The sequence below is a fragment of the Aeromonas sp. XH genome (assembly GCF_033348475.1).
Lineage (GTDB): Bacteria > Pseudomonadota > Gammaproteobacteria > Enterobacterales > Aeromonadaceae > Aeromonas > Aeromonas sanarellii.
Map to the genome: position 1 here is coordinate 2,891,937 of NZ_CP137630.1, position 12,796 is coordinate 2,904,732.

Consider the following 12,796-nt stretch of genomic DNA (forward strand, 5'->3'; position numbering starts at 1 on the left):
CCCCAGGTCACCCTCAAAGAGAGACCAGCCGCTCCAGATCGCTGCGGGTCAGGCGCTTGCTGTCCACCTTCACGTAGAGGGAGTGCTCCTCGCGTACCAGCAGCACGTCGCTCACCCCCTCGCAGGCGCGGATCTTCTGCTCCAGGGCCGGGGTGGCCTCGACCCCTTCCGGCAGCACGATGCGCAGGCTGCTGACGTAGGGGGGCTCGGCCATGGTGAGGCTCACCCCGAGCCAGGCGAGGGCCAGGGCGGCGCAACCGCCAAACACCAGGGGGCCACCCCCCAGGCTGTAGAGCAGGCCGCCGAGGCTGCCGCCGATGGCGACCCCGAGGAACTGACTGGTGGAGTAGACCCCCATGGCGGTGCCCTTATAGCCCGGCGGGGACTCCTTGCTGATCAGCGACGGCAGCAGCGCCTCCATCACGTTGAAGCCGATGAAGAAGAGCTGCAACCCGGCGAGCAGGCCCCACAGCTGCTGACCGCTCTGCCAGAGCACCAGCTCGGCGGCCAGCATCACCACCACGCAGCCGATGAAGACCCGCTTCATCTGGCGGTGCTTCTCGGCATAGATGATGAAGGGCACCACGCTCACGAAGGCCACCAGCATGGTGACCAGATAAGCCTGCCACTGGCTGTCACGGGGCAACCCCGCGTGCTCCAGCAGGGGCGGCAGGGCCACGAAACTCGACATCAGCAGGGTGTGGACGCAGAGGATGCCGAGGTTGAGCTTGAGCAGGCGAGGATTGGTGAGCACGGTGCGAAAGCTGCCGCGCACCATGGCGGACTCGCGATTTTGCAGGTGGGCCGCCGGGGTCGGCACCACCCAGAGCACCATGGCGATGGCGGCCAGGGCCAGCAGGGCGATGAGCCAGAACAGGCCCGACAAGCCCAGGGCATGGGTGATGAGGGGGCCGGTCACCATGGCGATGGCGAAGGTGATGCCAAAGCTCACCCCGATGAAGGCCATGGCCTTGGTGCGATTCTGCTCCCGGGTGAGATCCGACAGGAGCGCCATGACGGCGGCGGAGATGGCGCCGCTCCCTTGCAGGGCGCGCCCGACGATGACCCCCCAGATGGCGTCGCTCAGGGCGGCGATGACGCTGCCAAGGGCAAACATCAGCAGGCCGCCGACGATGAGGGGCTTGCGCCCCACCTTGTCGGAGAGCAGGCCGAAGGGGATCTGGAACAGGGCCTGGGTCATGCCGTAGATGCCGATGGCCAGCCCGATGAGCGCCTCGGAGGCGCCCGCCAGGGACATGCCGTAGGTGGTGAGCACCGGCAGCACCATAAACATGCCGAGCATGCGCAGCGAGAAGACGGAGCCGAGCGCCCAGGTCGCGCGTCGCTCGCCCCTCGTCATGGTGAAATCATTCATGAGGGCCTCGATGAGTCAAAAAGAAGAGGGAAAGAAAGGGGTGACAGGATCTCGGCCACCCCCGAAAAAGTCGGCGATGCCCCTCGCAGGGCGGCGCCCATAATAGCAGAGCCGGGAAGGTTCCCGGCTCTGGATTTCATGCATTTCAGGGGGGCAGTTCACACTATCAGGGCAGCATGCTCACCAGCACAGGCGCTGCGTCCGGCTGGAAGTCCACCGACATCATTACACTCAGACAGGTGAGGATGATGACGACGATGGAGAACATGTCAGCTCCAGCGTCAGGGCAGCATGCTCACTAATACCGGCGCTGCGTCCGGCTGGAAGTCCACCGACATCATCACGCTCAGGCAAGTAATGGTGACGATGGAGAACATGAACAGCTTGCGCGCCCAGAGGGAGTCGTCCACCGCCGCCTTGTAGCCAGACAGCGCCATCCCCAGCCACCAGACGCTCACCGCGGTGGCCACCACCAGATACTTGTAACCGGCGTAGCCACCGAGGAACAGCATCAGGGTCGGCACCATAAACGCCAGGATGTAGAGGGTGATGTGGTGCTTGGCCACCGAAATGCCCTTCACCACCGGCAGCACGGGTATGTTGGCGGCCTGGTAATCCTTGAAGCGGAAGATGGCGATCGCATAGGAGTGCGGCATCTGCCACAGGCTGAAGATCGCCAGCAGGATCAGGGCACCGGAGTCGAACTGACCGCTCACCGCGCAGTAGCCGATGACAGGCGGCGCGGCGCCGGAGAGGCTGCCGACCAGGGTGCCATAGACAGAGTGACGCTTCATGTAGAGGCTGTAGACCCCCACATAGACCAGGAAGCCCAGCACCGCCAGCAAGGCGGCCAACGGATTGGCCGCGAAGTAGAGCAGTGCAATGCCCGCAACGCCCAGCGCCGTCGCATACCAGAGCGATACACCGGGGGCGATGAGCCCCCGCACCAGGGCGCGGTTCTTGGTGCGCTCCATGATGCAGTCGATGTCCCGGTCGATGTAGTTGTTGAACACGCAACCGGAGGCCACCACCAGTGACACCCCCACCATGGTCAGGAGGAACAGGGGCACATCCAGGCTCCCCTTCGAGGCCAGCAGGAATCCCCCGATCACCGAGATGAGGTTGCCGAAGATGATGCCCGGCTTGGTCACTTGCAGGTATTGCTTCATCATCATCAACCCGCTCAGTGAACCATCATGTTGATGTTGAGGTTGTACATGATCCACAGGGAACCCACGACCACGATGGCGATGATGAGCACGGTAAAGACCAGTGCCACCAGGTTCCAGCGCTCCTCGGACGAGGTGTTCATGTGCAGGAAGTAGACCAGGTGCACGAAGATCTGCACCACCGCCATGGCCACCACGGTGCCGAGCACCACGGCGTGGGAGGCGGAGCCATCCATCACCATCCAGAACGGCACGGCGGTCAGGATGAGCGACAGCACGAAGCCGATCAGGTAGGACTTGACGCTGCCGTGGCTGGCGCCGTGATTGTCAACGGTATGATTGCTCATTTTTACATTGCCCCCATCAGATAGGTTCTAGCGCTGCCGTGGCTGGCCCAGTCAATGTCAACGGAATGGCTCATTTACATGACCCCCATCAGATAGACCACGGTGAAGACGCAGATCCACACCACGTCGAGGAAGTGCCAGAACAGGCTCAGGCACATCAGGCGAGTACGGTTGCGCTCGGTCAGCCCCTTCTTGGTGATCAGCACCATCATCACGATGATCCAGACAAGGCCGCTGGTCACGTGGATACCGTGGGTCCCCACCAGGGTGAAGAAGGCAGACAGGAAGCCGCTGCGATCCGGGCCCGCATCATTGACGATCAGATGATGGAACTCGTAGATTTCCATCGCGATGAAGCCGGCACCCAGCAGGAAGGTGACGAACAGCCAGGTGTTGACCGCCGCGACCTTGTTCTTGTTCATGGCCAGCATGCCGAACCCGAAGGTGATGGAGCTCAGCAGCAGCAGCATGGTTTCGGCAAACACGAACGGCAGTTCGAAGATGTCCTTGCCGGTGGGGCCGCCGGCAGTGCCGTTGACCAGGACCGCATAGGTCGCGAACAGGGTCGCGAACAGGATGCAGTCACTCATCAGGTAGATCCAGAAACCGAATACCTTGGTGGCACCGGCATCGTGGTGCCCATCCTCATGGGCACCGTGAGAGTGATGTAGTACGTCAGTCGCCATGGAATTAAGCCACCTTGTTGATGTTGTCGAAATGCTGACCTTCGATGCGCTCGATCTCGTCAACCTGTACGTAGTAGTCCACATCGTCGTTGAAGCTGTGGATGATCCAGGTGGCGATCATGCCGATGAAGCCGGCGATGGCCATCCACCAGATGTGCCAGATCATGGCAAAGCCGAACAGGGTGCTGAAGGCGGCGATGATGACGCCGGCGCCGGAGTTCTTGGGCATGTGGATGGGGGCATACTGGGCCGGCTTGCGATAGGCGCTGCCGTCCTGCTTGGCTTCCCAGAAGGCGTCCAGACCCTTCACCTTCGGCTCGATGGCGAAGTTGTAGAAGGGGGGCGGAGAGGAAGTAGCCCACTCCAGGGTACGGCCACCCCAGGGGTCGCCGGTCAGGTCGCGGTTCTTCTCGCGGTCGCGGATGCTGACCACGATCTGGATGACCTGGCACAGTACGCCCAGCGCAATCAGCCCGGCGCCGCAGGCGGCCACCACCAGCCAGCCGTGGAACTCGGGATCGATGTTCTGGCTGACGCGACGGGTCATGCCCATGAAGCCCAGCACGTAGAGCGGCATGAAGGCCACGAAGAAGCCGGTGATCCAGAACCAGAACGCGCGCTTGCCCCAGACGTCATCCAGCTTGAAGCCGAACGCCTTCGGGAACCAGTAGGTGATACCGGCGAAGCAGCCGAACACCACGCCGCCGATGATGACGTTGTGGAAGTGGGCGATCAGGAACAGGCTGTTGTGCAGCACGAAGTTGGCGGCCGGCACGGAGAGCAGCACCCCGGTCATGCCACCCACGGTGAAGGTGATGATGAAGCCGACGGTCCACAGCATGGGGGAGCTGAACTCGATGCGACCGCGGTACATGGTGAACAGCCAGTTGAAGATCTTCACCCCGGTCGGGATGGAGATGATCATGGTGGTGATGCCGAAGAAGGCATTCACGTTGGCACCGGAGCCCATGGTGAAGAAGTGGTGCAGCCACACGATGAACGACAGCACGGTGATCGCCACGGTCGCCCACACCAGGGAGGTGTAACCGAACAGCTTCTTCTTGCAGAAGGTCGCCACCACTTCGGAGAAGATACCGAACACCGGCAGCACCAGGATGTACACCTCGGGGTGACCCCAGGCCCAGATCAGGTTGATGTACATCATCATGTTGCCACCCATGTCATTGGTAAAGAAATGGGTACCCAGGTAGCGGTCTGCGGTGAGCAGGGCGATGGTGACGGTCAGGATCGGGAAGGAAGCGATGATCAGGATGTTGGCACACAGGGCGGTCCAGGTGAAGACCGGCAGGCGCATCATGGTCATGCCGGGGGCACGCATGCGGATGATGGTGGCGAAGAAGTTCACGCCGGTCAGCAGGGTCCCGAGACCGGAGATCTGAAGACTCCATATCCAGTAGTCGACCCCGACCCCCGGGCTGAACTCCAGCCCCGACAAGGGCGGATAGGCCAGCCAGCCGGTCTGGGCGAATTCACCGACCCCGAGGGAGACGTTGATCAGCACCACGGCCGCGGCGGTAAACCAGAAGCTCAGGTTGTTTAGGAAGGGGAAGGCGACGTCACGGGCACCGATCTGCAGCGGCACCACTATGTTCATCAGACCGATCACCAGCGGCATGGCCACGAAGAAGATCATGATGACGCCGTGGGCGGTGAAGATCTGGTCGTAGTGATGGGCGTTGAGATATCCTTCGCTGCCCGCGGAGGCCAGGACCTGCTGACCACGCATCATGACCGCGTCGGCGAAGCCGCGCAGCAGCATGACCATGCCCAGAATGAGATACATGATACCGAGGCGCTTGTGGTCGACCGAGGTCAGCCACTCTTTCCACAGATATTGCCACTTGCCGTAGTAAGTGATGAGACCGGCAATGGCCAGCCCACCCAAGATGATACCGGCTATCGTGACCATGATGATGGGTTCATGGTACGGAATAGCCTCGAGTGTCAATTTTCCAAACATCGATTATTCCTCGGATCCTGCTTTCACACTCTTGTCGGCCGACATGGCCATGTGTCCGGCATGAGCGTCATGGTTCATGGCCTGCTCGTCCATGGCACCCTCGGTCGGGGCCTCATGGTTCATGGCGTCATGATTCATGGCTTCGTGGTTCATGCCCTCGTGGTCCGCGGCGCCCGCTTTCTGGGTGTCGTGACCGCCATGGGACATGCCGCCCATGAACTTGTTGATGATGTTGACGAACAGCTTGGGATCGGCGCTGGCGAAGTATTCCACCGGGTGGTTTTCGCTCTTCTTGGCCAGGGCATCGAACTCATCCATGGTGTTCAGCGCCTTGGAAGAGGCCTTCACCTTGGCTACCCAGGCGTCGAAACCGGCCTGATCCTGGGTCGCGATGGCCTTGAACTTCATGCCGGAGAAGCCGGCACCGCTGTAGCCGCCCGAGATGCCCTTGTACTCGCCCGCCTCGTTGGCAATCAGGTGCAGCTTGGTCTGCATGCCGGCCATGGCGTAGATCTGGCCGCCCAGCTGGGGGATGAAGAAGGAGTTCATCACGGTGTCGGAGGTCACCCGGAAGTTGACCGGGGTGTCGACCGGGAAGGCCAGCTCGTTGACGGAGGCGATCCCCAGCTCCGGATAGACGAACAGCCACTTCCAGTCGAGGGAGATGACATCGACCTGGATCGGTTTGACGTCGGATTCCAGCGGCTTGTAGGGGTCGAGAGAGTGGGAGGTTTTCCAGGTGATCACCGCCAGGATGGCGATGATGATGACGGGCACAGTCCAGACGACTGCCTCAATCTTGTTGGAGTGGGCCCAGTCCGGCGCATAGGTGGCGCTGGTGTTGGACGCTCGGTATTTGTAAGCGAACGCCACCGCCATCACAATCACGGGCACCACCACGATCAGCATCAAGCCGAGTGCGGTCAATATCAGTGACTTCTGCTCCAGACCAACCTGCCCCTTGGGGCTCATCAGAGCCATGTCGCAGCCGCTCAGCAAGCTGGCAGTCGCGAGCAACAGCAAAGCGCCCAAGCCCCTCTTCACATCAAAGAGTCTCATGCAATGTCCTCATCTTTTGAAGGCTTATTGGTATAAAAAAATGCAGCATTTTATTGCATCAGAGCGGCATGTGAACAACATGAAAAATTAATCCCAAAAATGTTCCAAAGGTGATGGAAAGCCGTGTCAGATGTTAATCCCTTGACAATGACCAATTTATTCAAATCACACTCGAACGATTCATCTTCCGTTAATTTATCCCTTCGCCAAAAACGCCCACTAATTAACCGAAACAACCGCATCGCTCTATTTTCAACCGGATCTGTGGTGACAAAAAGAGCCAAACAACCCCTCTTCGATACACAGGCCACCCCATGCTTCCTTGATCTGGATACGCATATTCGGGAAAGGAATAAAAAAATAATTAATCAAACAATCGTATGATTAACTTCCTGAGGCCGATCAAAGCGGACAGAGCGCCTCTCTTTCCGGAACCCGCCATGAAAAACGGGTCCTCATCGGACCCGTTGCAGAGGATAGGCGAGCCCCGCCAGGGGTCGGCATTCAGGGATGGGCATGTTCCATCCGGGTCGCAACGGCGATCCGGTTCCAGGCATTGATGGTGACGGCCTGCATCAGGCACTGGGCCAGCAGACTCTCCCCCAATTGGGCCAGCGCCTCCCCATAGGTCTGCTCCGTGAGCCCCTGGTCGGCGATCGAAGTGACCTCGTCGGTCAGGGCCAGCACCGCCCGCTCCCGCCCATCGAACAGCGGCGACTCGCGCCAGGCGGCGAGCGCCAGCAGCCGCTGCGCACTCTCCCCGTGCTTCATCGCCACCTCGGCGTGCATCTCGATGCAGTAGGCGCAGCCGTTGATCATGGAGGCGCGCAGCTTGATGAGCTCCTTGAGCGACAGGGGAATGTCGGTGCCGCCGAGATAGGCTTCCAGTCCCCGCATGGCCTGGATGGCGGCAGGGATCTGGCTGGCAAGCTGGATACGTTGTGACATGGTGATGCTCCCGTGAAGAGGCCCGACATGGGCGATGGGCCCATTGTTCACCCTTTCACTCGCCGGTAGAATACCGACAAAACCTGCAACAGTTTTGCGTATATCGCAAAGGTGACTCCATGCTGGATCGCATCCGCATCCTGGCCCAGGTGGTGGAGTCGGGCAGCTTCTCCCGTGCCGCCCGCGCCCTCAACCTGGCCCCCTCCTCCGTGACCCGCGCCATCGATGCCCTGGAGCAGCAGCTGGGGATCCCGCTCTTCAAGCGCAGCACCCGCCAGTTGGTGCTGACCAGCCAGGGGGAGTACTTTCTCGCCCGCTCCCTGCCCCTGCTGGAGGAGGCCGACCAGCTGGTGCAATCCCTGCAGCCCCTGTCGGTGGCGCCGCAGGGGCCGCTTCGGGTCTCGGTATTCGAGAGCTTCGGGGCGGCCTGGCTGGCGCCCCGCCTGCCGGACTTTCTAGCCCGCTATCCCGGGGTGCGGCTCGAGATCGAGCTGGACAACCGCCTGGTGGATCTCGACGCCGAAAACGTGGACGTGGCGGTGCGCATCGGACGGCCCGTGGACAGCGGCCTGCACGCCCGCCACCTGCTCACCAACCGGGCCCTGCTGGTCGCCTCCCCCGCCTATCTGGCGCGCCATGGCGAACCCGCCCATCCCGCCGATCTGGCCCACCACAACTGCCTCATTCGCGGTCATGGCCGCCAGCGTCAGCACTGGCACTTTCGAAGGGGCACCGAGCGGCACAGGGTCGCGGTGCAGGGCAACCTCGCCTCGGTCGGCGGTACGCCCCTGCTCTGCGCCGCCCGGGCGGGGTGTGGCATCCTGCTGCTGTCGAGCTGGATGGTGCAGCAGAGCCTGGACGACGGCACCCTGGTGCCGCTGCTGCCCGAGTGGCAGGCCTCCCCCTACGAGGATCGCCACGACGAGATCCACGCGGTGTTTCGCGGCGGCCGCTTCCTCACCCCCCAGGCCCGCGCCTTCATCGACTTTCTGGTCGAGGCGATGGCGCCCCTGCAAGGGCCGCGCTGATCGCGGCAAGCGCCTCGTCGATGGCGGGCAGAAAAAAGCAGACGCCGGGCAGAGGGCCCGGCGTCCGGACATGAGGGGCGTCACGACGACTCAGCGGGGCTTGCGCCCGTCCGGCGCCGGGGTCGTGCGATAATCCCCGTAGGGGAAGACGTTGCGCAGGCGCTGGGCCACGGGCTCCGGGATGGAGCGGGAGAAGACGAGCCTGACGCCGCTGCCGTCGCGCTGCCCCAGGATGCGGCCACGCACCGGATCCTGGCGCAGGATCTGCTTCACCTGATCCAGGAAGCGCGGCGACACCGAGCCCCGTTTCACCACCACCTTGCCCGGCGCGAGCCGGATCTCGAACAGGGCGCCACGCCCCAGCTTCATCAGCCACCAGATCAGGGCGATCGCCACCACCAAAGAGAGCCAGGCCATCCACAATCCTCCATCCATATCCTTGTCTGGGTCAGTATAGGGCGCGGCGGCGGTCCGTTATCTGGCGGGCATCACGCTTTGCCCACCGGACAGCGCCCGCGGCCCGACCACAGGGCCCACTGCGCCGAGCTCAGCGCCCCCTGCCCCAGGCAGTCAGGGTATCCCGATAGAGGGCCAGCAGCGCCTGATCCCGCACCGCCACCCCGACCCGCTGGGCAGGATAGCCGGCCCAGCCGTCGTGGGGATGGGCCTTGCCATCGAACTTCTGCAGGGTATGGCCGATGGCGGGGCCGCTGTCGACGACCCGCACCGGCCCCTCCCTCAGGGTGAACAGGGAAGGATCTATCACATAGGCGATGGCGGACGGATCGTGCACGTGGCAGCCATCGAGCCCGATCCGCTCGGAATAGAAGCGCAGGTAGAAGCGGCTCACGTCCCACAGGAAGCGGCCCGGCTCCCCCGCCTGGTCCCGCAGCGCATCCAGGTAGGCGCTGCTGAAGAAGCTCTGCTGGGTGACGTCGAGCCCGATGATCACCACGGGCCAGTCGGCGGTGAAGACCCGATCCGCCGCCTCCGGATCGTCGTGGATATTGGCCTCGGCATAAGGGCTCACGTTGCCGCGATGACCGTTGACGCCGAAGGCGCCGCCCATCACCACCACCTGCTTCACCAGGGCGGCTACCTCGGGGGCCGCCTCGAGCGCCAGCGCCAGATTGGTCAGCGGCCCTATGGTCACCAGGGTGATCTCGCCGGGGTGGGCCTTCACCGTCTCGACGATGTATTGCCAAGCCGGACGGGGATCCGGGCTGAGGGTCACCGCCCCGGCCTGCACGTCGCCAAAGCCGGTGGGGCCGTGCACCACAGTGGTGGGGCCCACGGGGTCGCGCCGCAGGGGGGTGGCGGCGCCCTGGGCCACGTCCGCCTGCATGCCGTATTTCTGCTTGAGCCAGAGCGCGTTGTGGGTGCCGTTTTCTATGGTGGCGTTGCCAAACACAGTGGTGATGGCGAGCAGCTCGATGGCAGGGTGCGCCTCGGCAAAGAGAATGGCCATGGCGTCGTCGATGCCGGGATCCGTATCCAGAATGATCTTGTGGGTCATGGGGCCTCCATTGGACAGAGCAGCCAGTGTAGCGAGCCGGCGCCGCTTTAACAGCGCCGGGATCACAACCCTGACGTCTCATCTGCCTCCCTGCCTGCATCAACCCGGCTCCCGAACGCGCCCATGCCAACACCGGCCGGACAACGGCCATATTCTGGCCAGTCGGGCTTGCCGAGGTGACCTGCGCCTTGCCGGAGGGCAATCGGGGTGGTATCACTTGGCCTCCTTGTCCACCTCTCTCATCCACCCGCCGAGGCGCCATCGTGATCACCCTGATTAAAGAGTCCGACCAGTTGAAGATGCCCTGGAAAAACAGGCAGGGCACCACGGCCCAGATACTTATCTCCCCCAAGGGGGCGAGCCTGGACAAACTCGACTTCGACTACCGCCTGAGCTCGGCGCCCATCAAGACGGCGGGCCCCTTCTCCAAATTTCCCGGCTATCAGCGTATCCTCTTGCCCGTCAGCGGCGCCGGCTTCGTGCTCAACGGCCACCCCTATGCCACCTTCGAGGCGGCCCACTTCAGCGGCGATGACGAGACCCACTGCGAACTGCTGAAAAAAGAGGTGACGGATCTAGGGCTCATCTACCACCCCGAACGCGTCAGCGCCAACGTGCGGGTGCTCAACGTCCCCTTCCCGCTCACCCTCACCCTGGAGGCGGACAAGACCTACCTCTGCCACCTGCTCAGTGGCAAGCTGACGGTGGCAGGCCAGGCCGTGGCGATCAACGAAACCCTGGTGGTCAACGGCGAGCAGAGCATCCGCTTCGAGTGTCAGAAGAATACCACCCTCGCCTTCTTTACCCTGCACGCCAGATAGCGGGCACAAAAAAGCCGGGCAATCCCGGCTTTTGATTGGCATGAAGTGCGGGAGGATCAGCCTACCTTGAAGCTGCCCTTCATCATGGCGAAGTGGCCGGGGAAGGAGCAGAAGAAGGTGAGATCCTTGCCTGCCAGCCCCTCGGTCTTGAAGGTGACGCTGGTGCTCTCGCCCCCTCCCACCAGCTTGGTGTGCGCCAGGATCCTGGCGTCGTCCTTGGGCAGGTAGTCGTGATCGGCACCGGCACTCATGCCCGCGGTGGCGACGGCCTGGTAGTCGGCAGTATTGGCCAGCACCCAGTTGTGACCCATGTTGGCCACCGGCAGCTTGCCGGTGTGATTGAGGGTCACTGTCACCTCCTTGCAGGTGGCCGGCACGCTCATCTCTTTCTGGTTGAACTGCATGGCATCATTGCCTTCGATGACCAATGCGCACTCATCGGCCAGGGCGGGGGCGGCGAGGGAGCTCAGAAGCAGCAGGGCTAACACCTTTTTCATCATCTTCTCCTTTGATTGGCGATGGAAGACAGCAAACTCGCCTCGAAAGTCCGAGCGGCACCAGGCAAAGATGCTGTCAAAATCGATCTTCATTGTACCCAGATGTCACCGGGGAACGACGGTTTTTGCTCAAAGATGCGGGCCGGGTCACTCCTCTCCCCCGCATCACGACAAGGGACCGGATTGGTCAACGGGCCGTCCGGCTTAATTATTTGCAGGGTTGGCGCCCTTGGCCAGCTCGCCAACCCGAACGCCCTTGGCTAAGCTGCTCACCCGTCGACGACTCCCGCGAGAATGACAGATGCACACCTCTTCCCTGCGCCAGGCACCGCGCACCCTGCTGCTCTCCCTGATGCTGCTGTTGGCCGCCTGTCAGCCAGCCCCGACCCAGACCCGCATTCAGGGCAGCACCATGGGCACCTACTATGCGGTGACTCTGAGCGACCCCTTCCCCGGCGGACAGGGCGCCCTGCAACAGGAGGTGGAGACCCTGCTGGCGCGCCTGAACCAGGAGATCTCCACCTATGATCCCGCCTCCCTCATCTCCCGCTTCAACCAGGGGACGGGGCAGCCTCCCCAGGTCATCCCGGCCACCATGGCGAAGATTGTGCAACAGGGCATGGACGCAGGTCGCCTCACCCTGGGCGCCCTGGATGTCACCGTGGGTCCCCTGGTCAACCTCTGGGGCTTCGGGCCGGACAAGCGCCCGACCCAGCGCCCCGGCGCCGAGCAGATCGCCCAGGCCAGGGCGAGGGTCGGCATCGACAAGCTGAGCCTGACACCCCAAGGAGATCACTTCCTGCTCGGCAAGGCCATACCGGGGCTCTATCTGGACCTCTCCACCCTGGGCGAGGGGGCGGCCTCCGACGAGATAGCCGGCCTGCTGGAGCGAAGAGGGGTGCACAACTACCTCGTCGAGGTGGCGGGCGCCGTGCGCAGCAAGGGCCGCAACGCCAAGGGCAACCCCTGGCGGGTGGCCATCGTCGAACCCTCGGACAGGCCGGGCGCCATCGAGGACGTGGTCACCCCGAACGGCATGGCGGTGAGCACCGCCGGCAGCTATCGCAACTATTACGAGCTGGACGGCAAGCGCTACTCCCACATCATCGATCCCGCCACCGGCGAGCCCGTGACCCACAGACTGGTCTCCGCCAGCGTCATCACCCCGACCGCGCTGGAGGCCGACGCCCTCGACACCGCCCTCATGGTGATGGGGCCCGAGCGGGCGATGGCCTTTGCCAAGGAGCACAGGCTCGCGGTCTATCTCATCGAGAAGACGGATCAGGGATTTGTGGCGCGCCACACCCCCGAGTTTGCCCCCTATCTGGTGCGCAGCGAGCCATGAACGACGAGGCCCCGCACGGCGGGG

12 protein-coding genes and 1 pseudogene are annotated in these 12,796 nt (G+C 62.9%); 3 read left to right on the forward strand and 10 right to left on the reverse strand.

All coding sequences use genetic code 11. The features are described 5' to 3' along the window. Nucleotides 1–13: 13 nt before the first annotated feature. The 7 genes and pseudogenes from R2B70_RS13275 to R2B70_RS13310 form a co-directional block, all read right to left on the reverse strand. Complete coding sequence (locus R2B70_RS13275; protein ID WP_318161709.1) at nt 14–1,375, reverse strand: MFS transporter; 1,362 nt, start codon at nt 1,373–1,375, stop codon at nt 14–16. A gap of 281 nt (nt 1,376–1,656) precedes the next feature. Continuing rightward, complete coding sequence (gene cyoE / locus R2B70_RS13285) at nt 1,657–2,550, reverse strand: heme o synthase (RefSeq protein WP_318161710.1); 894 nt, start codon at nt 2,548–2,550, stop codon at nt 1,657–1,659. 8 nt (nt 2,551–2,558) lie between these two features. After that, nucleotides 2,559–2,891 (reverse strand): cytochrome o ubiquinol oxidase subunit IV, encoded by a 333-nt coding sequence (locus R2B70_RS13290; protein WP_042076034.1) that lies wholly within the window; start codon nt 2,889–2,891, stop codon nt 2,559–2,561. A gap of 74 nt (nt 2,892–2,965) precedes the next feature. Further along, nucleotides 2,966–3,613, reverse strand: a pseudogene (locus R2B70_RS13295) (cytochrome o ubiquinol oxidase subunit III); the annotation flags it as partial. Beyond that, nucleotides 3,582–5,558, reverse strand: a complete 1,977-nt coding sequence (gene cyoB, locus R2B70_RS13300) for a cytochrome o ubiquinol oxidase subunit I (RefSeq protein WP_318161712.1) — start codon at nt 5,556–5,558, stop codon at nt 3,582–3,584. The gene cyoB and the pseudogene R2B70_RS13295, both read right to left, overlap by 32 nt. 3 nt (nt 5,559–5,561) lie before the next feature. Continuing rightward, nucleotides 5,562–6,617, reverse strand: coding sequence for a cytochrome o ubiquinol oxidase subunit II (gene cyoA / locus R2B70_RS13305; RefSeq protein ID WP_084202631.1), 1,056 nt, complete (start codon nt 6,615–6,617; stop codon nt 5,562–5,564). Between the two features lie 504 nt (nt 6,618–7,121). Further along, nucleotides 7,122–7,565: a carboxymuconolactone decarboxylase family protein gene (locus tag R2B70_RS13310; protein ID WP_042076037.1), complete on the reverse strand. Its 444-nt coding sequence runs from the start codon at nt 7,563–7,565 to the stop codon at nt 7,122–7,124. Between the two features lie 119 nt (nt 7,566–7,684). On the opposite strand from R2B70_RS13310, the gene R2B70_RS13315 reads away from it, so the two are divergent. Further along, complete coding sequence (locus tag R2B70_RS13315; RefSeq protein WP_209794588.1) at nt 7,685–8,593, forward strand: LysR family transcriptional regulator; 909 nt, start codon at nt 7,685–7,687, stop codon at nt 8,591–8,593. Between the two features lie 90 nt (nt 8,594–8,683). Here R2B70_RS13315 and R2B70_RS13320 read toward each other — a convergent pair whose 3' ends face one another. Both R2B70_RS13320 and R2B70_RS13325 read right to left on the reverse strand, forming a co-directional pair. Next, nucleotides 8,684–9,010 (reverse strand): DUF3634 family protein, encoded by a 327-nt coding sequence (locus tag R2B70_RS13320; protein ID WP_209794587.1) that lies wholly within the window; start codon nt 9,008–9,010, stop codon nt 8,684–8,686. A 130-nt stretch (nt 9,011–9,140) separates the two neighbouring features. Continuing rightward, on the reverse strand, nt 9,141–10,109 hold the full coding sequence (locus R2B70_RS13325; RefSeq protein ID WP_318161713.1) for a nucleoside hydrolase: 969 nt from the start codon (nt 10,107–10,109) through the stop codon (nt 9,141–9,143). A 263-nt stretch (nt 10,110–10,372) separates the two neighbouring features. Here R2B70_RS13325 and R2B70_RS13330 point away from each other — a divergent pair, with 263 nt between their 5' ends. Next, on the forward strand, nt 10,373–10,930 hold the full coding sequence (locus R2B70_RS13330; RefSeq protein WP_318161714.1) for a HutD family protein: 558 nt from the start codon (nt 10,373–10,375) through the stop codon (nt 10,928–10,930). Nucleotides 10,931–10,986: 56 nt separating this feature from the next. Here R2B70_RS13330 and azu read toward each other — a convergent pair whose 3' ends face one another. Continuing rightward, nucleotides 10,987–11,427: an azurin gene (gene azu, locus R2B70_RS13335; RefSeq protein ID WP_216990648.1), complete on the reverse strand. Its 441-nt coding sequence runs from the start codon at nt 11,425–11,427 to the stop codon at nt 10,987–10,989. A gap of 301 nt (nt 11,428–11,728) precedes the next feature. Between azu and R2B70_RS13340 the strand changes: the two genes are divergently transcribed. Continuing rightward, a complete protein-coding gene (locus tag R2B70_RS13340) occupies nt 11,729–12,772 on the forward strand; it encodes an FAD:protein FMN transferase (RefSeq protein ID WP_318161715.1) in 1,044 nt (347 codons plus the stop codon). Nucleotides 12,773–12,796: the final 24 nt, after the last annotated feature.

What these genes read in the sequence shown, in the direction of transcription:
- R2B70_RS13275 (WP_318161709.1), bottom strand. Translation starts at nt 1,375, where the DNA reads ATGAATGATTTCACCATGACGAGGGGCGAGCGACGCGCGACCTGGGCG.
- cyoE (WP_318161710.1), bottom strand. Translation starts at nt 2,550, where the DNA reads ATGATGATGAAGCAATACCTGCAAGTGACCAAGCCGGGCATCATCTTC.
- R2B70_RS13290 (WP_042076034.1), bottom strand. Translation starts at nt 2,891, where the DNA reads ATGAGCAATCATACCGTTGACAATCACGGCGCCAGCCACGGCAGCGTC.
- cyoB (WP_318161712.1), bottom strand. Translation starts at nt 5,558, where the DNA reads ATGTTTGGAAAATTGACACTCGAGGCTATTCCGTACCATGAACCCATC.
- cyoA (WP_084202631.1), bottom strand. Translation starts at nt 6,617, where the DNA reads ATGAGACTCTTTGATGTGAAGAGGGGCTTGGGCGCTTTGCTGTTGCTC.
- R2B70_RS13310 (WP_042076037.1), bottom strand. Translation starts at nt 7,565, where the DNA reads ATGTCACAACGTATCCAGCTTGCCAGCCAGATCCCTGCCGCCATCCAG.
- R2B70_RS13315 (WP_209794588.1), top strand. Translation starts at nt 7,685, where the DNA reads ATGCTGGATCGCATCCGCATCCTGGCCCAGGTGGTGGAGTCGGGCAGC.
- R2B70_RS13320 (WP_209794587.1), bottom strand. Translation starts at nt 9,010, where the DNA reads ATGGCCTGGCTCTCTTTGGTGGTGGCGATCGCCCTGATCTGGTGGCTG.
- R2B70_RS13325 (WP_318161713.1), bottom strand. Translation starts at nt 10,109, where the DNA reads ATGACCCACAAGATCATTCTGGATACGGATCCCGGCATCGACGACGCC.
- azu (WP_216990648.1), bottom strand. Translation starts at nt 11,427, where the DNA reads ATGAAAAAGGTGTTAGCCCTGCTGCTTCTGAGCTCCCTCGCCGCCCCC.
- R2B70_RS13340 (WP_318161715.1), top strand. Translation starts at nt 11,729, where the DNA reads ATGCACACCTCTTCCCTGCGCCAGGCACCGCGCACCCTGCTGCTCTCC.